This is a genomic window from Psittacicella melopsittaci (assembly GCF_003585925.1).
GTDB classification, from domain to species: Bacteria; Pseudomonadota; Gammaproteobacteria; order Enterobacterales; family Psittacicellaceae; genus Psittacicella; species Psittacicella melopsittaci.
In genome coordinates this window covers 1-22,281 of record NZ_NRJH01000016.1, presented here as the reverse complement: position 1 = coordinate 22,281, position 22,281 = coordinate 1, and the positions used below count along the sequence as shown (strand labels likewise).

General features: G+C 38.3%; 9 protein-coding genes and 1 pseudogene. 8 read left to right on the top strand and 2 right to left on the bottom strand.

Annotated features, from left to right (window positions below):
• The first annotated feature begins 10 nt into the window (after nt 1-10).
• The 4 genes and pseudogenes from CJP74_RS01955 to CJP74_RS01940 all read left to right on the top strand — a co-directional run bounded on the left by CJP74_RS01955 (nt 11) and on the right by CJP74_RS01940 (nt 7,611).
• The gene (locus tag CJP74_RS01955) at nt 11-4,228 is read left to right on the top strand and encodes a UvrD-helicase domain-containing protein (protein ID WP_119496598.1); all 4,218 of its coding nucleotides are present in this window, start codon (nt 11-13) and stop codon (nt 4,226-4,228) included.
• A 2-nt stretch (nt 4,229-4,230) separates the two neighbouring features.
• Entirely contained in the window at nt 4,231-5,520 is a 1,290-nt protein-coding gene (locus CJP74_RS01950) for an ABC transporter permease (RefSeq protein WP_119496597.1), read from the top strand.
• 2 nt (nt 5,521-5,522) lie between these two features.
• A pseudogene (locus CJP74_RS01945) lies at nt 5,523-6,083 on the top strand (ABC transporter ATP-binding protein); the annotation flags it as partial.
• Nucleotides 6,084-6,228: 145 nt separating this feature from the next.
• A complete protein-coding gene (locus CJP74_RS01940) occupies nt 6,229-7,611 on the top strand; it encodes an ABC transporter permease (RefSeq protein WP_222986839.1) in 1,383 nt (460 codons plus the stop codon).
• 16 nt (nt 7,612-7,627) lie between these two features.
• On the opposite strand, the gene CJP74_RS01935 is transcribed toward CJP74_RS01940, so the two are convergent.
• Nucleotides 7,628-11,467, bottom strand: a complete 3,840-nt coding sequence (locus tag CJP74_RS01935; protein WP_119496594.1) for a hypothetical protein — start codon at nt 11,465-11,467, stop codon at nt 7,628-7,630.
• Between the two features lie 202 nt (nt 11,468-11,669).
• On the opposite strand from CJP74_RS01935, the gene CJP74_RS01930 reads away from it, so the two are divergent.
• The 4 genes from CJP74_RS01930 (at nt 11,670) to CJP74_RS01915 (ending at nt 20,444) form a co-directional block, all read left to right on the top strand.
• Nucleotides 11,670-13,253, top strand: coding sequence for a multidrug effflux MFS transporter (locus tag CJP74_RS01930; protein WP_119496593.1), 1,584 nt, complete (start codon nt 11,670-11,672; stop codon nt 13,251-13,253).
• Nucleotides 13,254-13,448: 195 nt separating this feature from the next.
• On the top strand, nt 13,449-13,754 hold the full coding sequence (locus CJP74_RS01925) for a hypothetical protein (RefSeq protein WP_119496592.1): 306 nt from the start codon (nt 13,449-13,451) through the stop codon (nt 13,752-13,754).
• Between the two features lie 96 nt (nt 13,755-13,850).
• Entirely contained in the window at nt 13,851-16,568 is a 2,718-nt protein-coding gene (gene secA / locus CJP74_RS01920) for a preprotein translocase subunit SecA (protein ID WP_119496620.1), read from the top strand.
• Between the two features lie 117 nt (nt 16,569-16,685).
• Nucleotides 16,686-20,444: a mechanosensitive ion channel domain-containing protein gene (locus CJP74_RS01915; protein ID WP_119496591.1), complete on the top strand. Its 3,759-nt coding sequence runs from the start codon at nt 16,686-16,688 to the stop codon at nt 20,442-20,444.
• Nucleotides 20,445-20,481: 37 nt separating this feature from the next.
• Here CJP74_RS01915 and CJP74_RS01910 read toward each other — a convergent pair.
• Nucleotides 20,482-22,281: thermonuclease family protein (locus CJP74_RS01910; protein WP_222986837.1), on the bottom strand; the 1,800-nt coding region annotated here is incomplete at its 5' end.

The following is a 22,281-nucleotide window of genomic DNA, read 5'->3' as shown; positions in this document are numbered from 1 at the left end:
CTTTATACTTATGACGCAACCAAAAACCTTTAATGCTTTCGAATTTAACTTAAATGCTAATAGCATTATTGAAGCTAGTGCAGGAACAGGAAAAACCTATTCCATAGTGAATATGTTTTTACTGCTCCTCTTGCAGTTAGGCAAAAAGCCAATTGAGCAGCCGATAACTGCCAAAGAAATTCTCTTGGTTACCTTTACAAAAAACTCAGTAGCAGAAATGCAACAAAGGGTAATTGACCGCATGCGCTTAATGCAAAAAGTGCTGTTTATTCTTCGTCACCAAGATAACGCAACACAAGATTTTGCCCAAATGTGGCAAGAACTCCCTGAGCTTGAGTTTAGTAAATACCATTTAGATAAAAATAAAATTCTTGCTGATGAATTTACGCGTTTGTGCCTCGAGCAAATCTATCAAGAAAGCCGGATAAATGCTTGTTACCAAATTCTTGAACGTGAACTCTTTAGTAATGATTTTTCTATAATGACTTTAGACTCGTTCATAGGGCAAGCTCTACTTAAGGTTGATAATGAACTCAATCCTAGTACCCTAAAAACTTTTCCGCTCGATAAAATCCAAGATAATGTCGATGATCGACGCACAGACCTCTTTCGCAGTAGCTATAGCCAAGTTCTTAAAGAGCAAATTAAGGCAATAGATTTAAGTGGACTAGCTTTAACTGGGGTACAAGTTATTCAAGAACTCAGCCATAAACTGGCTGCAACTCCTTTAGCTACTACCTATAAAGCTACCACTAAATCTGGCAAAGTGAGCTTGAGTCAAGAAGACTTAAGCATTGAAAGCGATTACTTTACCAGTGGCTTGTTTATTACTAACTATGATAGCTTTAGTAAAAGTCACACCACGTTACTTAATTTAATTATTAGCTCGATTTACCAGTATATATCTCCAGAGCGTATTGCTACTCTTTATCACAAGTATGGCTTTGATGAGCAAACTACTTTACTTGATATCTATCAAGCAAAGCTAGAAGGTTTTGCTCTCTTTAATAGTTTACGCATTTTCTTTACCCATAAAATTATTAATCGCTTTTTAGCCACTTGCTATAAAAATAAAGAGCTAGATCTGAGCGGTAAAGCCTTTTTACTTTTAGAAAAAATTAATCCACAAAGTAAAAAAATAATTCGTGATCTCTATAAATTTGTATTTATTGACGAGTTCCAAGATACCTCGCCAGTGCAATTTGATATTATCGATCGCTTATTTTTACAACGCAAAGACGAGCAAGATGATGAGCAGTCGGGCTTAATTATGATCGGAGACCCTAAACAAGCAATTTATAGCTTTAGGGGTGCCGATATCTTTAACTACTTTAAAGCCCAAAATAAACCTGGGGTAGTGCAAGCTCCGACTCTAAATCGTAACTTCCGTTCGAGCCAATCTTATGTTCAAGCTTGTAACTATCTGTTTACTGCCAATCGTAATTTCTTTACCTTACCGCAAATTAAATATCCTTTAGTTGAGGCGGGGAACAAAGACAAAGAAGTACTAGCTTTACTTAATGAGCAAGGGATACTCGAGGAAGTAAACCCTCTGAGCTTAATCACCCTGGCTCAAGCTGAGAGTAGCGAGAAAAAAGGCAAAAAAGAAAAACAGGACTATCCGCAAGTTTTAGCCGATTTTATTGCCCGTTTACTCGAATTAGGACAACAAGAAAAACTCCTGTTAGTTGCACCTAAATATATCGGTCAAGCTACTTATCAAGGACGTCCGGTTAGAGCACAAGATATTTGCTTGCTTGTTCATCGTCATGATACAAGCCAAAAAGTCGCAACCTACTTAAAAACTCAGTATGATATTAACTCTAACTTAAAATCAGACTTTTTAACTGCCTCAACTAGTAGTTTGCATGAAGATCTTACTCATGCCTTAAAGGCAATTTTTGATGCAAATAACAGTCGTCAAGTACGAAGATATCTTTATACTCCTCTAGGAGGCAAGAGCTTTGCTCAAATTCAGCAAACTCTAACCGAGGCAAATCAATACAATCAAGTGCGCCAGCACCTAAAAGAGCTCAAAAACCTCTGGGAAAAGCAAGGCTTATTCCAAGCTTTTGATCAACTTGTGCGCGACAACCTGATTTATAGCTCAGTTAAAACTAGTCAAAACTATGTGGAAAACCTCTGGCAAGTATTTAACCTCTTATTTGCTCGCTTACAAGATCCAACTAATCCCCAGTTGGTATTTACCCAGTTAGAGAACTCAACCTTTATCAATGACTTCTATAGTGAAGCGCAAGAGTTACTGGCTAAAAGTAATAAAAGATATCAGATTAACCAAAATATTAGCTATCAAGAACAACAAGAGCAAGTAACCATGATGACCATTCATGGCTCCAAAGGTCTTGAGTTCCCTATAGTTATTGCGTGGGAAGAAAAAGAAATTAAGCTCGCTTGGGAAGTTAACTCAATTTTACCTAACTTTGAGGACTTTTATGACTTTAGCGATGCTTGCCAATTAAAATTCTCGCAAGATCTTGCGGGTGCCGATCACGCGCGTTTACTTTATGTTCTCTTAACGCGAGCTAAAACGGCGATGTTCTACTTTTACAAAAGTGAACTTATCGAACAAAATCTTGCTAACCCGCAAGTAATGCAAAGTTATCAAGAGCTTATAACTGCCGATCCTTATAACTATCAAGAGCAAGAATTTACTTCTCATCTTGCTGCAGACTATGATGCTTTTGTTAAACAACAGCAAGAAGATAATGGCAATCTTTTATTAGCCTATTATAAAGAACGTCATCTGGAGTTTAATCCTGAGCTCGACCAACAAAGAAAGTTCTTTGAGTTAATGCCAAGAGCGACCTTGCAAGTAATGCAACCTAGCTTAAACCTTGAGGCACAGGTGCCTCCAGGACTCGAAAAACAAACTTGCCAAATTAACCAGGCTAATCTCGAAGTCTTTCCGATTATGCCTAACCTTGCCCAAGGTCTGGCTAAGCTCTTAAAGCTCCTCGAGATCACTAGCCCTAGCTTAGCAAGAGTAAGCAGAGATGTGCAAGAGAACAAAGAACAATTAAATCGCCTCGAAATTCAAGCTCTAGGACAAAGCTTGTCGCGTCCGCAACAACAAGTAGAAGTTGAGGATGACTATATTTACCCGAGTCTAACAAGCCAAGAGCTCAGTCAGCGTTTACCCCGCGGAACTATGCGAAGCTTTAGTAATGTCGCTCCTCACTTTACCCAACAACTCGAACTAAAAGTTTATAAAGGATCCTATGCCGATAATGCTAACATTAACGCCCAAATCCAAAGTGAACTTTTACAAGAGGCAAAAGGGCAAACCGAGCTCAGCGACGGGGATGAAGGACAAAACCCAGCTAGCACCTTTAACTATGCTTTGCCTGAGGATCAAAAAGATTTCAGCCACAGTAGTTTTGAAACATTAGTACAAAATCTTCCTGCTGGAGCCGAGTTTGGCGATAAGATGCATAAAATCTTTGAAGGTTTTTATCGCGAGAGTAAAACCACAAGCTTGAATCTTGATAACTTTTGCCAAAGTCTGGTGCAGCAAGAGTTTGGGCAAAATAATAATCTCATTAGCCATTTGCTTAAAGCTAGTCTTGCCTATGAGCTAATTGATCTCAAGGTTCTGCGTCAAACTAATTCGCTCGAACAAGCTATTTTAGCTGCAGGGCAAGATCCAGGAAGTGATATTTTACGTTTAAATGTTGGCAAACAAAGAGCAGTGCTCACCGAATGGCAGTTTTACTTTAATAAAACCGCACGAGCTAACTACGAACGTTTAGTGCCTCGCTTTATTGAAATTTTGGCACGCAACAATATAATTCAGTTAAAAAGTCAAAGCCAATTAAATCTCTTAACCGACCAATTTACGGGAATTATAGATTTAATTATTTTTAGTGAAAAAGAAATTTTCATAATTGACTATAAAACTAATTACCTAGGAACGGCATTACATAATTATTCGAGTTCGGCTCTTGAACAAAAAATGCAAGAAACAGGTTACATTTTACAAATGTACATCTACTTGGCTGCCGTATACAGCTATTGTCGTCAACATCTTTTCTTTGATAAGCCAGAGCAATTGGCACAAATAAAATTTGTTGGCTTGCATTTATTTATTCGTGGCTTTTTACATCAGCCTCAAGCTCATGAGCCTAAGTATGGAATCTATGGACAAATGCCTGATCACCAACTCTTACAAGAGCTCAGTGATCTAATTGTAAATTTAGAGAAAGCATAACTATGGCATCGCCTATTTTTCTTTTAAGCCGTAGATTTAGTAAGTCAGTACGTCGCACCCGTTTTACACGGGTGAGCTACTCCCTCTCGGTAATAGCCTTTGTCTTAGCTACCTTGGCTATTGCCTTTATTACTACGGTATTAAACTCTATGCAGCAATTTCAAAAAGAGAGATTGCTCAACTATACGCCGCAAGTTATTTTAACTTTTAATCAACCTTTGACGCTTAATGGGCAAGCTAGCCCCGAGGCTCAACAGGCTTTTAACCTTATTAAACAAAGCCCCATTAGCTCGGAGCTCAATCAAATTACTCTCTATGCGGGGGGCAAGTTTTTTATTCAAGTAAGGAATACGCTAGTCGAAGCTCAGGTTTTTGGTCTGGATAATACTAATCCCCAAAGTCGTGAGGTGCTAAATTCGAGCAGTAATCCTGTGCAAAACTTTCCGCCTGAAGTAGCCAATTTACCGCTCGAAGCAGGTAAGTATGAACTGGCTATTTCCGAGCAAACGGCACGTGAGTATTTTCTCTCAGTAGGGGATCAAGTAACTTTAATCAATAGTGAAAAATCAACTTATTTACCTACTGGCTTTATGCCCGTAATGCGTCAGTTTACTATTGCTTATATTTATCAAGATCAAGGGCAAAACACTACTTGGTATAGTAATATTTACGATATAAGTCGCTTAAATCTCGAACGCAATGTTACCCGAGTAAACCTCTTTCTCAAGGATGCTCTCGAAATTGAGACTTTAATGCCTAAATTAGCCAAATACCTAGGCTTAGAAGCTCAAGGTAACTATACTTATGGCAAAGATCAAGGAGAAGGAGAGCAATTACAGGTGATAGCCGCTAGTGATTGGCGTCAGAGCCTTGCCGTACTCTTTAACTCAATAAAAACTGAAGGGCAAGTAACTACAACCTTAACTTCTCTGTTAATTATTATTGCTATTTTAAGTTGCTTAATTACCTTTAGTTTTATTATTGTCGAAAAAGATCGCGATATTGCCGTGCTCAATGTTTTAGGCATGCAACCAGGAAAAATAAATCTGGTGTTCTTGACCATGATCCTTGGTCTGCTATGGCGAGGCAACCTCATTAGCCTTGTTCTTTTTATCTTGGCAAGTTATTTTTGGTCAAGCTACAATGTTTATCTCAATTTAACTATCCCGCTGGTGCCTGATTACTTGAGTCTTGCTCTGGTTTATCTGGGTTGTACCGCAATAATTTTTCTTACCACGGCAATTGCAGCTTACTTTATTATTCGCATTCGCCCTGCACAAGTTTTACGTTAACTATGCCTATTCTAGAAGTAAAAAATCTTTCGTTAGCTTATAAAAACAACCAGGCTCAGGTTAGTCATGGTCCTATTGCTCCTGAAGAAAATAAAACCATTATCTTTTCTGACTTAAGCTTTTCCATAGAGGCAGGAGAACAAATTTCTCTGGTAGGTAGATCAGGAAATGGTAAGTCTTCGCTCTTGTATTTACTTGCAGGTTTTGAGCAAGTTGCACCGCAAACTATCTTTTGGCAAGGTCAAGATCTTGCCCAAATGTCAGCTAAGCAAATTAATCAACTGCGTAATAAAAGTATAGGTTTTATCTTTCAGTTTCATAATCTTTTACCTGACTTTACTGCTCTTGAAAATGTGCTTTTACCAGCTCAAATAGGTAATTTTCCTTTAGCCCCTGCCAAAGAGCGAGCTTACCAACTTTTAGAGTATATGGGACTAAAAGAGCGCATTAATCACTATCCGGAACAACTTTCGGGTGGGGAAAGACAAAGGGTAGCCATAGCTCGAGCATTAATTAATAATCCGCAATTAATTTTAGCCGATGAGCCTACAGGAAATCTGGATCAAGAAACAGCAAGCGAGGTGATGAAGCTTATTAGCCAAATTAGCCGTGACTTTGCGACAAGTATTTTACTTGTAACCCATGATCCTGAAATTGCCCAAAGCATGCCTCAACGTTGGCAGCTCGATAATGGGAGAATTAAAGCCTATGCTAATTAGTAAAATTGCTTGGCGTTTTTATACTTTTAAATCTAATATTCGGGTTCTTTCCTTTATCAATCGCTTAACCAAACTCGGAATTATCTTGGGGATAGCCATTTTAATTATGACCAATGCCGTAATTAATGGCTTTGATAAGCAACTACACGACAAGTTTTTAAATTTAATTCCGCAAGCTTTGGTGTATACCCCAAATCAGCAACCTTTTGCTGAAGGAGAAAAACTCGAACAAGAGTTAAAACGCTTTACTAATGTCGAGGCTATAAGTCCTCTTGTTTCTCGCACCGTGCTCATTGAAAATGGTCCGCAAAAAAGAGTGATTCAAGCTTTTGCGGTTGATCCGCATAACTATGCTCAAGTGAGCTCTTTAGGTGACTATGTCCAAGAGCAAGGCGGACTCCAAACCTTACTAAGCTCGAGCTTGGATCCCCAAGGACAAGAGCTTTTACTCCCTAAAGCTAAAATTCTTGCCCAAATTAATGGCGAACAAAACTTTAGTGAGTATTTAAATGCCCCAAGTATTTTACTGGGTAAACAACTGGCTCAAGCTTTACAAGTTGAAGTAGGTTCTTTTGTGCGTCTGTATCTTTTTGGGGATAATAACAACCTCGAACAAAACTTTTACTTTATGGTAACGGGGATTGTTGATTCGCAAGGGGTTTTTGATAAAGAACTTGCGTTATTTAATATTTATGACGCCAGTCAAATAGTTGACCCAAGTTGTACGCGTCCGCAAGTGGATTCACAAGGACAAATTACTAATGCCAGTAATTGTCAGTTAAGCCCCCAAGAAATAGCTAATGCTTTTCAAATTCGCTTAACTAATCCTGATGTCCTGAGAATTACTCCTTACCAAGGTTGGCTTAGTGACCAAGCTCTAAACTATAGTTCTTGGGGACAAATCTATCCTAATATCTATCACGATATTCCGATGATTAAGTCACTGCTTAATCTGGGCTTAATTTTTGTGGTAACTCTGGCGGGCTTTAATGTAATTTGTGCGATCCTAATTCAAATTCGTGATAAGAAAAAATCCATTACTAGCCTTCAAGCTGTAGGATTAGGACGCGGACAAATCCATCAAATCTTTGTGCTCTATAGCCTCATTCTTTCGGGGCACGCAGTTATTATAGGGATGCTCCTTGGTGTGCTCTTAAGTTTAGCTTTAGAGTTTATTAGTCACTGGTTACTAAGCTCGGGCGTTGAAGTAATTAGTGCTGCTAACTACTTTATTGACTATATTCCAGTTGACCTTAAAGTAAGCAATATGCTCATTACCGCAACTGCTATTATTGCGGTATCTCTGCTCACTGCTTACTTAACTAGTCTGCTTACCAATAAAAATAAAGTTGATATTAAATATTTAGCCTAAAAAAATGACCTAGAGGTTAATCCTCTGGGTCATTTCTTTTTCTTTTTCCCTGCAGTTTTTGGGCTTGAGCTTCTAAATCCTCTTGTTCCATTTGTTGCACAAATAACTCACTGCGTTGGCGTCTTTGGGCATGTTTGGCGTGGATAGAGGCTTTTTGCTCGGCAAGTTGCTCGGCACTAAGTGCAGGCTTAGCTTGCCAAGTTTGCGAGATTTTCTCTTGCACTTGCTGTTGCAAGTGTGCAAAAGAAGTAGCGCTAGCAAGATTGGTTACTTGCTCGGGCTCAAGGTCATAGGCACTTACTTTAGGGAAGTTACGATCAGGAGCCGTTTGACTTGCTTTTTGCCGTTTATACTCATAGAGCGAACTAAAGTTAGCTCTTTGCTTGAGCAGAGGCAAGTCCTGTTGCTCTGCTAAGGATTGCTCAGGCTCTGACTCTTCTAAGCTAAACTCTTCTAGCTCACTTGGACTTAAATAATAGGCTAGTCCAACTTGCCCCTCAACTCCTGTTGAAGGTAAGTACTCAGTTACCCATTCTTCGTGTCCTTCTATTTGCTCAGGATGTAAAAGCAACTGCTCATACATTTGTATCAGTTCTGGGCTTAACTCGAGCTCGGGCTCTTGGGCAAGTTGGCGTTGTAAGCGTGCCATTTGTCTTAAAGCCTCGCTAGGAGCTGGAGGTTTTTTCCAAGTTGCTTTTTGCAAGAGGTTTTCTCCTGCTAGAGAAAGATGAGCCTTAGCTTCACCCTGAACTTGAGGTACAATTAGCTTAGCTTGCTCTTTTGGAGCTTTGCCTTTAACCTGCTGAATTTGTTGTTGCAATTGCTTTTGTTCAACTTTGAGTTGTTGAATTGCTAAGCCTTGCACCAGTTTACTAAACTGCTGATACTGCTGTTGTGCTTTGGCTTGACGCTCTTGCACCCAAGCAAGAAAATTGTCATCACTTGGCTCACTACTTGCTGCAACCTCAGACTGAGGAGCTACATAATATTCTTGCTCGTTAGTTAAACCAAGCAGAGCTTCATATTGCTCAATAAGAGTAAAGAGCTGGACAATTAGCGGATGATCATGCTGATTTAATCTAGCACTTACTTCAAAAATGCGAGTTAACGGCACTTGATGTTGAATTAACTCGGCTCTTACTTGCAGCAAATCAAAAGTAAACTCTTGCCAAGCGGGAGCAAGTTTATACTCTTGATAAAGTTGAGCAAAGACTGGCTCGAGAAGCTTGAGATATTTTTTTGTTTCTTTTTGAATTTGCTTGCGTAAGCCTTGTGCCTCTTTGGCTTGGCTAGGAGCAAGCTGAGCTTGAGCTTGATCATAAAAAGAAGTAATTAACTCTTGGCGTTGTTGCAGGCGAGCTTGACGTTGTAAATACTTGAGGTATTTCTCAACTTGCTCTTGCACAAATAAACGCTGGCGTTTAGCATATCTTTGCTCAACCGTTGCTTTAATTACTTGCTCGGCAGGTGCGGTAGTTTCTTGGCTCTGGAGTTGATTATGCTCTTTTTGTAAGGCAAGAGTCATACCCATTTTGCCGATATAAGGAGCTTGCTCATCGTGCATTAATAAAGAAACAGGCAAGTCTTTGGCTAGATCTTTAAGAAAAACAAAATAATTGCTAATACGACGTTTGAGGCGAACCAAGCGTTCAAGAAACTTATTTTGCATGCGCACTAAAGAGTAAGCTGGGTTATAGCCACGTGCCAGAGCAAGAAGATAAGCATTTTTCTCTCGCACTAGTTGTTTAACTAGCTCTTTTGGTAAACTAGGATCACTATAGTCAACATAATGACAACGTAAAAGTTCTTTCTCTTGCTCTTTTATAAGCTCACTAATAGTAGCATAGGCTTGTTCGCTTTGGGCTCCTTGAGCATAAAAAGGCAGATCCTTGTTACTTTGCAATTGGACGCGTTCGCTAAGTTGTAAGTGACGCCAATAATCTAAATCAAGTTCTTTATTAGCTTGTCTTTGTTGCTCGGGTTTGTCTTCGAGCTCGGGCTTACTTTGCTCTTTAGCCTTAGCCTCTAACTGGGACTTAGCCTTGTTAGCTAGCTCGTTCTCTTGGGCTTGGGCATTATTAGCTACAAGTTTAGCTAAAAGCTCATCCCAGTCGGCAGCACTTGGAGCATTCTCTGGCGTTGGTTTTGCCTCTTTTGCTTGCTCAGGAGTATTACTGGCAAAATGCTCAAGTTGCTCTTTATATTTTTGCCACTCGGGCTTTTGTAAGGCTTGAGCTATGCCTTGGCGAGTAAACTCTTGCTGTTGATTATGAGCAATAATATTTTGCCAACGGGCAAACTCTTGAGCTTGTTGTTCAGGAGTTAATGGCGAAGCTAACTCTAACTCTCCTTGCTCATATAGCTTATAACGTTGGTTATACTCGGCAATACTGTCACAATTACCATCTAAAACTAATTCGGGCATAAAAGCAGGAAAAAGTTTAGTTTCCCAATAGTGACTAAAAAACTCACTCCAGTTACAACAAACAAGAACCTTGTCTAGAACATATTCCCAATATGGAAATTGATCATCAGGGCAAAGAGTTTGGTAAAGATTAAACAAGGTTGTAGCATTAGTTAAACTTTGCTGGACAAACTCGCCAAGGTCTTGCTCATAGGCAATACTTGTAGCCCCTATAGTTAACTGAGCTTGATACTTAGCTAAACTAAAGTTGCCGAGAATTTGTAAATCAAGAGGGCGTTTAAATAAAGCGAGAATCTCTTGTGCCAAAGGCGTTTGTGAATTTTCTTGGGCAGCTAAATAGCGACTATAGTATTGCTGGTAAAAGTTTTTCCAATAGTCGAGTTTAAATTCAGCTAGAGCCACTAAAAAGATTTCTTGTACGCGACGCGTAAGCTGCTTTCTTACTTGCCCTTTTATTTCTTGCAAGCTGTTATTAAGTTTAATTTCTTGCTCGCGTAGTTGCCGTAAGCGTTGATTTTGTTCTCTTTGTGCAACTATATCTACTGGCTGTTGATCACTAATAATAGGTTTATATTCAGGCTGATACTTACGTTGCTCATATTTGGCTCTTACTCGAGCAGCTAAGGCGGAGTTATCCCCCTCCTTAATCGCCTCTTCGAGCATTTGCCAAAAAAGTTGCGTTTTTAATTGCTCACGACTTATTTGGGTTCCAGGCTTTTGACTAACAAACTCTTGTGCCTCTTGATAGAGAAGTTTATCTTCGACTTGCTCTTCGAGATAGGCATCTATTTGGGCTGCTAGTTCAGGATTTTCTAAATCGAGAACATTAGCTTGTAAATCTCGCTCTCTTTTTTGTAAAGCTGTTTCTAAACTGCCTTCTACGCCCACTAGTTGTGCAAAAGCTTGGCTATCTAAGCCTAGCATTTGGCGATACTGTTCATTATTGAGGCGACGATTTAAAGCTTGAGCATAATAATAATTATTGATATGACTATTATCTTGCCGTGTTAACTCACTATCAGAGTTTTGCGCTTGGGCATAGAGATCCGAACGCACATAAGTAACTATCGGCGTATCCTGTAAACGTAAAAAAGCTCGCTCTTGCCCCAGTTGCTTTAATAAGTGCTTTAATCTTGGCTCGAGCATGGTGGTTAAAGAACCAAAGTAATAATAGAGATTTATCTGACTAATTTGCCCTTGAGTATTAAACGCGAGCTTAGGACTAATTAAGCTTTCAATACTCAAAGTATGTTTAATGCCCAGATCTTGCCCTACATATGTGCGTAAATCTGGACTTAAGTTATCCCATAGATATTTTCTTAACTCCAGCATGAGCTTAAGGTGAGACATGAGCTGGGTGTAACTTATTCCCTGGGGAAGATCTATACTTTTAAGTGGATCTTCAGTGGGAGAAAAAATTGTTTTAGCCATATACTTTTTGCTGATTATTTTTATGTCTATTATACAAGAGGTTGCCCAATTAAATGATTTTTGTCGTATAATATAGCCAGTTGGCTTACGCTTAGTTGCTCAAGTTTGCAGATATATGCCTCTTTTTAGGAAATTGTCTATATACGTGCAAATTTCCAACTTCCCGTAAACCTAGAGAGTAAATATAAAGATTAATAGGTTTATGTCTGAGAAAAAATCATCATATAAAGTAGTGTCTCTTGCTAGTCAAGAACCAGAGGCACCAGCATCCGAGCCTGACTCCAAGTCAAGCTCTCCCCGTCGCACCTCACGTCCAGCACGAGGTAAACATCTGTTTTGGGATTATCATCAAGATGATCCAGAACAAGAAGATTATCTAACCCAAAAGCACGAGAGTCCCCAAGTTAACTCGGCAATTACTCCGCGCGAAGTTAGGGCACCTAAAAATCCTCGCCCTGTTAAAGAACAAGAAGTTTCTAGTTATGATGTGGTAACTCCACACCAAAAAGCTCTGCAAAAGAAATTACCTTCGGCGTACTTTATGGTAATTTTACTTTCTATAGTTTCGATTACTCCAGGGCTAGCTAATACTTCTTTCAATCCTGCAATTTTAGAAATTGCCAGTGAGTATAATGTCTCTTTAGCTAAGATTCAAGCTCTGGCGGCCACCTACTTTTTAGGTTTAGGTTGTGGTCAGCTTTTATGGGGTCCATTTACCGATCGCTTTGGGCGCAAAAAATCAATTATTATTTGTACTCTCCTTGCCGTTTTAATTAACTTTATTTTTATTAATACCCAAACTTACGGACAACTGCAAACAGCTCGCTTTTTTCAGGGCGTAGTCTTTAGTTGCTTTGGTTTACTGCCAACGGCAATATTACGCGATAGCTATTCGGCACGTAATTTCATTATCTACAACTCTTGGGTAATGATTCTCTTTTTACTGGCACCAGCCTTTGCTCCTTTATTTGGGGGCTATGTTTTAATTGCTTTGGGCTGGAAGTGGATTTTTAATATTCTTTCGGCAATTTGTGTTCTGGGTTTACTGTGCTTTTTACGCAAAATTCCAGAAACTCTTGATCCAAGTCGGAGACAGCCAATTAACCCACGTGCCATTATAAAAAACTATGCCACTATTTTAACTAACTTTAAGTCGTTACTTTGCTTGAGCCTTGGAGGCTTAATGGCAGTAGTTATCTTTGCTTGGACTGCCTTATGTTCGGCACTGCTAATTAATGACTATGGCATTTCTCCGCAAAATTTAGGTTACTACTCAATTTTTCCCGTTATCTTTACTATTATTGCCAATAAGCTCAATGGTACTTTAGTTAAACAGCATAGTCCACAAAAAATTCTCGTTCTTTCGACAATAATTCAAGTGCTCTGTGCTAGTGTTAACTTTATTGTTGCCTTTTATTTCCTTGGACCTATAGGGCTAGTGGTTGCTCAAACGTTTAATGCCTTATTTACAGGCTTCCAAAATGCAAATCTAGTTTCGATTTACTTAATGGACTATAGCAATATGGTGGGCACTGCCTCCTCGCTCTTTTTAAGTTTACGTACTATTATTCCAAGTATTTTAATTTTCTTTATTAGTTTTGAACCAAGATACATGGGGAAAACTTTCCTCTTTTTTGATGCGGCAGTAATTTTTGTGGGCTTTGCCATAGTGCTGTTATTTAATCGCTTGTATCCTGCTCCTGGAGCACGTATGCATGCCTTACGTATTAAAGCAATTAAGCTACAAAAAAAACAAATGCAAGCTCGCTTTGGTTCACCTCACTAAACGCCAAGGGCACCGAGATTTCTCGGTGCCTTTTGCAACCTTCGAACAAAAAATTTGTCTAATAAAGATTAGGACTTGAAGTTTGTAACTCTGCCCTCATATATTAAACTTAAGCATCTATAATTTTATTTGCTAAAAGTAAGATAATTTTGTAAGATATACAAGTCAAAAAGTAATCATTTTTCTATTTAATCTATGCAACAAGAAAAGATTCAACTAAAAAACTATCGTTGTGCTTTTCTGGCATGTTTAATCTTATTAACGGCAGTTTTTGCTAACATTCCACAAGTATCGGCAACAAGTCGAGCTTATATCCCGAATGTTACTTTACTCTTTAAACAAAAGAGTCAAGCCCAAGAGCAAAAAGCACCTGCCTTAATCCAGACTAAACAAGAAAAAACTAAGCAACTGCAAGAATATCCTTCTCTTGCGTTAGATCTAGTTCCTCTTGAACTAAGCCTAAGTCGTTTTGCTTATAGCCTAATGCCTCTGGCTCCTTAAATTTCTCCTCTTTTTATAGGGGGCAATTTCTGGAGCAGCCAGAAATTGCAAAGATAAATTTCTTTATTTTAAGGATAGTTTAGTTTTTTTATGAACATTTTCACTTCTATTTTTACCAAGCTTTTTGGTTCAAGCAATGACCGTGTCTTAGGTCGTATGCGTCGTGAACTGAAAAAAATTAATGATTTCGAAAGCAAAATTGCAGCTCTATCAGATGAAGAGCTCAAAGCTAAAACGCAAGAATTTAAAGATCGTTTAGCTAATGGCGAAAGCTTAAATAGCATACGTCCAGAAGCATTTGCCGTAGTACGTGAAGCTTCTCAACGTGTTCTTGGTATGCGTCCATTTGACGTACAAGTACTAGGTTCGCTAGTTTTATGTTCACGTTCGATTGCTGAGATGAGAACGGGGGAAGGTAAAACTCTTACTTCAACCATGGCTTCATATTTACACGCTTTAACTGGGCGTGGGGTACACGTGGTAACCGTGAACGACTACCTTGCTGAACGTGATGCCAAAAACAACATGCCATTATTTGAATTCCTTGGCATGAAAGTAGGGATCAACCTTTCAGGTATGAGTAATGAACAAAAGCGTGAAGCTTATAACTGTGATATTACTTATGCAACAAACAGTGAGTTAGGTTTTGATTACCTCAGAGATAACCTTGTAACACGTCGTGAAGATAAAGTACAACGTGAACACTACTATTGTATTATCGATGAGGTGGACTCGATTCTAATTGATGAAGCACGTACGCCATTAATTATCTCGGGTCAAGCATCAGATACTACTGAATTATGTGTGGCAATGAATAAAGTTATTCCACACTTAAAAGCACAAGAAAAAGAAGAAATTGAAGACGAAAGCCAAGCGGGTGACTATATTGTTGACTTAAAAAATCGTCAAGTATTACTTACTGAGCAAGGTCAAGTAAAAGTAGAACAAATTCTTACAGTAGCTGGTTTACTGCAAGAAGGTGAGTCACTTTACTCTACGCGTTCTCTTTCTTTATTACACTACTTTAACGCCGCTCTAAGAGCTCACACTTTATTTGAGCGTAATGTAGACTATATAGTACAAGATAATCAAGTAATGATTATCGACTCAAATACAGGTCGTACTATGGAAGGTCGTCGTTGGGGTGATGGTACCCACCAAGCTATTGAAGCTAAAGAAGGTGTACCTATTCAAGCAGAAAATACAACTATTGCTTCGATCACTTACCAAAACTACTTCCGTACTTATGAAAACCTTTCAGGGATGACAGGTACTGCCGATACTGAAGCATTTGAGTTTAACCAAATTTATAGCCTTAATACCATTGTAGTTCCACCTAACCGTCCAAACGCACGTGTGGATTTACCAGATATTCTCTTTAAAACCGAAAAAGCTAAATTTAAAGCTATAGTAAACGATGTTAAAGAGCGTATTGAGCGTGGGCAACCGGTACTTATAGGTACAGCTTCGGTAGAAAAATCAGAAGTATTATCACAGTTTTTAACTAAAGCTGGAATTACGCACCAAGTATTAAATGCTAAATTCCACATGCGTGAAGCGGAAATTATTGCCCAAGCGGGTAAACCAGGTACAGTAACTATTGCTACTAACATGGCTGGTCGTGGTACTGATATCATCCTTGGGGGTAACCGTAAATCTATGATTGCCGAGTTAGGTCCTGAAGCTACTCCAGAACAAATTGAAGCGGTAAATAAAAAATGGGAAGCTGATAATGAACTCGTGCGTAATGCAGGTGGTTTAGCAATTATCGGTACCGAACGTCACGAATCTCGTCGTATTGACAACCAATTACGTGGACGTTCAGGACGTCAAGGTGACCCAGGTTCTTCACGTTTCTACTTATCTTTAGAAGACAATTTATTACGTATTTTTATTCCAGAAGCTCGTCTTAAAACTCTAGCAAATGCTTTTGCTAATGAAGACGACTACCTAGATATGAAAATCATGTCTCGCTTTATTGCTAATGCGCAAGGTAAAGTGGAAGCACATAACTTTGATATACGTAAAGACCTCATTAGTTACGATGACGTAATTAATGAACAGCGTAAAGTGATCTACCAACAACGTGATTACATTCTTAATAAAGATGACTTAAGTGAGTTATTAATTAACCAAACTTATGACGTAATTGGTGGAGTTATTTCTCGCTTTATGCCACCTAATACGGTATACGAACAATGGGATCTTGATGGTCTAGATTCAGTAATTAAAAACGACTTCAATTTAGACTACTCAGTAAAACAACGCCTCGAAGAATCATCAATTCTGCAAGAACAAGACTTTGTGCGTGAAATTGCAGAAAAAATGCTCGAAGCTTATAACCACAAAATGACCCAATTAGGGGGTGAGTTACGTATTGCTGTAGAGCGTACAGTATTTGTGCAAAATATTGATGACTTATGGCGTCAACACTTAAGTGATATGGAACACTTACGTAAACACATTCACTTACGTGGTTATGCGCAAAAAGATCCAAAACAAGAGTACAAACGTGAATCATTTGAAATGTTTGAAACTCTAATGCAAAACTTAAACTACAATGTGATTTCGATTTTAGCGAAAATCCAAGTAGAACAAGCGGCACAACCGCAACCTCAACCACAACCAACACCTATTCCATTTGCTCCACCGCAAGTGGCAAACAACCCACAAGTGCTCGATGAAAGTGCATTTGAAGGAGTAGGACGTAATGATCCATGTCCTTGTGGTTCAGGTCTAAGATTTAAACACTGCCATGGTAACCGTGCAACGCAAAATGCACCTATGAATCCACCACCAGCAGGTTTAGTTTAAACAAAAGTCCACACGCCTCAGGGGGTGTGGCTTTTTTTATGCTTTGTTTGCCAGCGTTTTTTGTTATAATGAAGCCTAGTTTAACTATTGATTTTACGTCAAGTTAATTTTTTTATTATGAATAAACTCAAAATTATAAGTCGCATTTGCTTAGGGGCAGGAATAGCCCTTGCCTTGACGCAAGCTCCCCAGATTTTACCTAAAGCTTTTATAGGTTCAGCCTATGCTGCTGACCAATACCAAAGCAGTAATGATCTTTTAGCCCGTATTACGCAAATTAATATCAATGTAAAAGCTTGGCAAGATCAACTCACAAGTTTACAAAGCCAAAGCAACCCTGATGCTGCTACCCAAGAAGCAATTCAGGATTTAACGACATGCATAGATTTTGCTAATAAAACCATTAGTGTTTTACAAGATCATGCCAATCTAATGCGTCAAACGGATACGCTTGGACAAACTCTAGCTAGCCTTGATAGTCAAATTACTAGTTTACAAAGTAAAATAGCTAATTTCTCTAGTGCTAGTCTAGGCATAGCTAACTTAAGTGCACAACAAATTACGGCGCAAATTGAAACTATTAACTCAAGTTTAGCCGATCTGCAAAACCAAGAATCGAGTCTTACTCCTGTAAATACTAACTTAAACGTAGATATAATTCAGAATAATACTCGTATTCAAGCTATAGAAACTAGCTTGGGCAATCCAACTAGCCTAAGCCAAACCCAAGCAACTAGTTTACAAAGTGAATTAGATTATCTTAATGCCAAAAATGGCTATGATAACTACTATATTTCCCAACAAAGTCTGTATACCAACTACTACCAAAAACAAAGTGAGTATTACGACTTACAAATAAAATACCTTAACTTAGAGTTAACTGCTTATACTCAAGGTTATACGCAAGTTTTAGGGCAACAAGTAGAAAGCCAAGATTCTAAAACTAATGCTGATTTCCCAGTATTAAACCAAGAATTACAAATTAACCGTAATCTGGTAAAACAATTTGAAACTTTAACTAGTTTCCAAAGCCAAATTAACCAGGTTGAACAAGAACGTGATGCTCAACTTGATCTGGCACAAAAAGTATCTACAACTATAGATACACAAATTGAAGTTTTAAAAGGTACTCTAGAACTAAATGTATTAATTAACCAGCAAAAAAGCTTTTTACCTAATGTAGGGCAAATTGAAAGCTATGCTTCGCAAATTAATGCTTTCCAAGTGCAAAACTTCCAGTTACTGGCAATGCAACAACAAATTGCGAGCCCAAGCACTTATATTGATAATCTAGAGTCAACTAATCGCGTAACCTTTACTGCCGAACAACGTCAGTACTTAGAAACTCTGCTAAGTCAAAGAAGTGAATTAATTGCCCAAAACTTAAAACTTCTCAATCAAGTAATAGTTGAAACTACTAAAGTAGAAAACCTACAAAATGAATTAGTGCAAACTATTACCAATATTGATGACAAGTTAAACCAACAAGACTTCTTTGTTCGTTCTACGCCAAGTATTTCTTTAAACTGGATTAAGAACTTTACCTACGGGGTATTAAACCAATGGCAAAGTATTCAAAATCAATTTACTTTTACCTTTGGTTCGCTCCTCTTTTACCTTATAGGTTTAGTATCAATTATCTTTGGTTTAAGTATTCGTAGTGGACAAAACCGCATCATAGCTCAGTTAGAAGTACTGCGTAACCGCGTAAACAACCGTAAAAAAGATAGCTTTATCGTTACTCCACTGGCTATAGGTTTAACTCTATTAGCAAGTATTTACCGTAGCTTTATTTGGGGTGGTATAGTGTTAATTATCTTTAATACTATTTTCCGCGATACTAGCTATGTAATCGATTACTTTGGTTATACCTTTATCTTCTTAATGTTCTTAACCTTTACCCTGAACCTTCTGCGTCCAGGTGGGGTATTAAACTCACACTTTAGTCCTCTAGGTTCTTATTATGCTAAAAATGAGAACGAAGACTTTGAGCCAAGTGATGTGCAGCCACAACCACGCGTGCCATTTACTCCAGTGCGTATTTTTACCAGTTCGCAAGTGGCAGCGATAACGGACAAGAGCTTTGTAACTAATCGTCTTGACTACCTCGCGGAAATTGAACGTCATGAAGGGGTAATTACTAAAGAACAAGAACTTTATGATCCGCATCTAGCTAGTTTTGAGCCAGTAAGCGAACGTGTAGTTTGTGCAGAAAGTGTTCCTGTTCTCGACCCAAGTATGCGTAAAACTAAGGTTGTAGAGTCAGAAAAATATAGTGATATTCCTGAAGCTCCTGTAAAACAATTATTTGTTAAAGCTGCTTTATTTAGCAACTCTTTACGTAACTTCTTATTAGCAACGGCAATTCCAATTTTTGTCTTTGTTAATATTATGTACTTTAACTTACACCCAACGGTAACGCCGTCAGAAAACATTATTGGTCAAGCTTTATATGTAGTTGCCTTCTTGTATATTTTAATTATGCTAATTAAATATACTCGTCAAATGAATGCAACCTACCGAGCAAGTCATGGTTACCTCGATTATTTCTATAAAACAGGTATTTTCTTCCTCTGGTTAGTACCAATAGTTCTGCTAATTATGGTAGCTTACGGTTTTGTAAATACTACAACAGTTATCTTACAACACATTTTATATAGCTACTATGGCGTGGTAATTCTGATTCTAGTAACGCGAGTATTACAACGTGAACTAGCAGTATTTAACCTCATAAACTCACGTAAAGCTCAACCTGAAGTTAAATTAACTGCTGATGATCTAGATGATGTTCAGTATGCAAAAGCTGTTTCGGATAATGTTTTTGTCCAACAAAGACAAGAAGCTAAAGCTTTATTCACTGCTCATCGTGATGCTTACTTTGCCGAATTTAGCAACTACCGTCGTTTTGCTAACCTTTTAGCATGGATTGTAGGTTTAATTATTTTCTACCTTGTATGGGCAGACTTAGTAAGTGTAGTTAACTACCTCGATAAAGTAACTATCTGGCAAGTATCAGGGGCACAAGCAGGTACCCTACAAAATATTACCCTGCTCAATGCCTTAAAAGCTTTAATTTCGATTCTGGTAACCTTCTTCATTTGGAAAAACTTAAAAACTCTACTCGATATTTTTGTTTTTGCCAAACTAAAACTATCTGATGGTTTACCTTACGCTATTCAAACCGTAAGTGCCTATATTCTTTTTGCGATTGGTTTCTCAATTGCCGTAGGTACTCTTGGTCTTAGCTGGTCGAAACTACAATGGTTACTCTCAGCTCTATTATTAGGTCTGAGCTTTGGTTTACAAGAAATCTTCACCAACTTTGTGGCAGGATTTATTATCCTCTTTGAACGCCCAATTCGTATTGGTGACTATGTTACTATTAGTGGTAACTCAGGTTCGATTAAATCTATTCGTATTCGTGCAACAACTATTGTTGACTCAGATAACAAAGAAATTATTATCCCAAATAAAACCTTTGTTACAAGTTCGTTTACTAACTGGACTCTGAGTGAATCACGTACTCGTTTAGTATTTAACATAGGTGTTGCTTATGGTTCAGATGTAGACCTAGTTACTCAAACCTTAATTGAAGCTGCTAACCTATCACCACAAGTGATTAAAGATAAGTATCCACCAACTTGTTACTTCTCTGACTTTGGTGCTTCAACTCTCAACTTTGTTCTACGTTGTCACGTACCTGTATTAGGTGATCGTGTTCCTACTACCCATGACATTAATCGTACAATTAATCGTCTCTGTAACGAACGCGGTATTGACATTGCCTTCAACCAATTAGATGTTTACATCAAAAATGGTTCAGGTTTAGATGTTAAAGTTGAAAGTACAAATCTTTTAGAAGAAAAAGATAAATAAGCAAAAGCTCTCTAGCCAAAAGCTAGGGAGCTTATTTTTATTTATGCTTCCATAGTTTAGGATCAACAGGACATTGCCCTTCAGGATATAGATTCGGATTCCATAGTCCTAGACGAGCCTTCTTACTTTTTTCAAAACCTTGTTTGTAAATATTAAGTAAGGCTAAACCAGAATTGCCATTTTTGTAAACCCAAGCATTTCCAGTTGTGAGAAGAAGTTGATTTACATTCACGTAATAGTTTTCTTGCCGTAAAAAGAAAATACCTAAAAGCCTACCACAAATATCCCGTCCAGTAAAGCATAATTTTAAATGTTTGCCTTCTACAAGTTCTTGTAAGTATACTTTAGCTTCTTCCCCATAGATCTGATTAAGTTCAGGGGCATCTATGGCATGTAAGCGTATTTTAAGTTCCTCTTCTAAATTATCTAATAAAACAACTTTAACTGTATCACCATCATGAACAGAAGTTACTGTACAAGATTTCAAATCAAACCGCTCTAGCTCCTCAAAAGGTATTTTATTAGCAGTATTGATCGGTAAGTTCTTGTTAAGAAATGATTTTACACTTTGAGAAATTTTAAAAGAAGGTTTAGTAAAATCACTTATATCACCACCTAAAAGCAACTTACCAGTATCACTCTTTCCCTTCTTTAATGCACTTAGTTGCGCTGAATTGAGAAAATCTGATAATTCAGTTGTTTTATTAGCAGGATTTATTACATCATCCTCTTTAATCTCCCTCATTTTTATATTCTTTAATTTAGGAGTACTAGAAAGAATAGGATTAATAATCTTATTAGGAGGATCTACTATTTTAACTCTATAAACTAAAGCATAAGCAATAGGAGTTAGAGTTGCCTTGTCTTTACCTAATTTTTGCTCTTTAATATCTCTTAACTTAGGTCTATTCCAAAGAAGCTGCATAACCTCTTTAGGATAGTAAACCTCAAATTGAGGAATATTAATTGTTGCAAAAGTATTTTCTTTTGTTTTACTAATGAGATTAATTGTAAGAGTTATTTCTTGCTCATCCTCATCACTAAGCTCCCAAGTTCCCCTAAGCTCATTCATGCCACTATCTTTTAGTAAACTAAGCAAATTCTTATTACGAATTTGTAATTTAAATTGGCTCTTGTCTTTACCAAAGATAAGTTGCATTTCTGGTAGTGTAGGTTTAATGGGAGTAGAGATAAACTGAGAAATTAGCTTTTCCACTCCACTCTTAACTTTAGCAAAACAGAAAGAGACTCTACTCTTTAAATAATCTAGGAAAGTACTAATACTTGCTTCAACTTGACTCCCTAAAAAAGGATCAATTAGTTGCCCAGTGTTCCTAGCTTGTTCTTGAGCCTGTGCTTCTGCTTTAGCTTGAGCTTCTGCTTTAGCTTGAGCTTCGGCTTTAGCTTGAGCTTCGGCTTTAGCTTGAGCTTCTGCCTTGGCTTTAGCTTCAGCTTTTGCCTTGGCTTGGGCGTCTGCCTTAGCTTTAGCTTCTGCTTTTGCCTTGGCTTGAGCGTCCGCCTTGGCTTTGGCTTCTGCCTTGGCTTTGGCTTGAGCGTCTGCTTTTTCTTTGGCTTGGGCGTCCGCTTTTGCTTTGGCTTCTGCCTTGGCTTTAGCTTGAGCGTCTGCTTTGGCTTTAGCTTCTGCCTTTGCTTTAGCTTCTGCCTTTGCCTTGGCTTGGGCGTCTGCTTTAGCTTTTGCTTCTGCTTTTGCTTTGGCTTGGGCGTCTGCCTTATCCTTGGCTTCAGCTTTTGCCTTGGCTTGAGCGTCTACCTTAGCTTTTGCTTCAGATTTTGCCTTGGCTTGGGCGTCTGCTTTGGCTTTGGCTTCCGCTTTTGC

What these genes read in the sequence shown, in the direction of transcription:
- CJP74_RS01955 (WP_119496598.1), top strand. Translation starts at nt 11, where the DNA reads ATGACGCAACCAAAAACCTTTAATGCTTTCGAATTTAACTTAAATGCT.
- CJP74_RS01950 (WP_119496597.1), top strand. Translation starts at nt 4,231, where the DNA reads ATGGCATCGCCTATTTTTCTTTTAAGCCGTAGATTTAGTAAGTCAGTA.
- CJP74_RS01940 (WP_222986839.1), top strand. Translation starts at nt 6,229, where the DNA reads ATGCTAATTAGTAAAATTGCTTGGCGTTTTTATACTTTTAAATCTAAT.
- CJP74_RS01935 (WP_119496594.1), bottom strand. Translation starts at nt 11,467, where the DNA reads ATGGCTAAAACAATTTTTTCTCCCACTGAAGATCCACTTAAAAGTATA.
- CJP74_RS01930 (WP_119496593.1), top strand. Translation starts at nt 11,670, where the DNA reads ATGTCTGAGAAAAAATCATCATATAAAGTAGTGTCTCTTGCTAGTCAA.
- CJP74_RS01925 (WP_119496592.1), top strand. Translation starts at nt 13,449, where the DNA reads ATGCAACAAGAAAAGATTCAACTAAAAAACTATCGTTGTGCTTTTCTG.
- CJP74_RS01915 (WP_119496591.1), top strand. Translation starts at nt 16,686, where the DNA reads ATGAATAAACTCAAAATTATAAGTCGCATTTGCTTAGGGGCAGGAATA.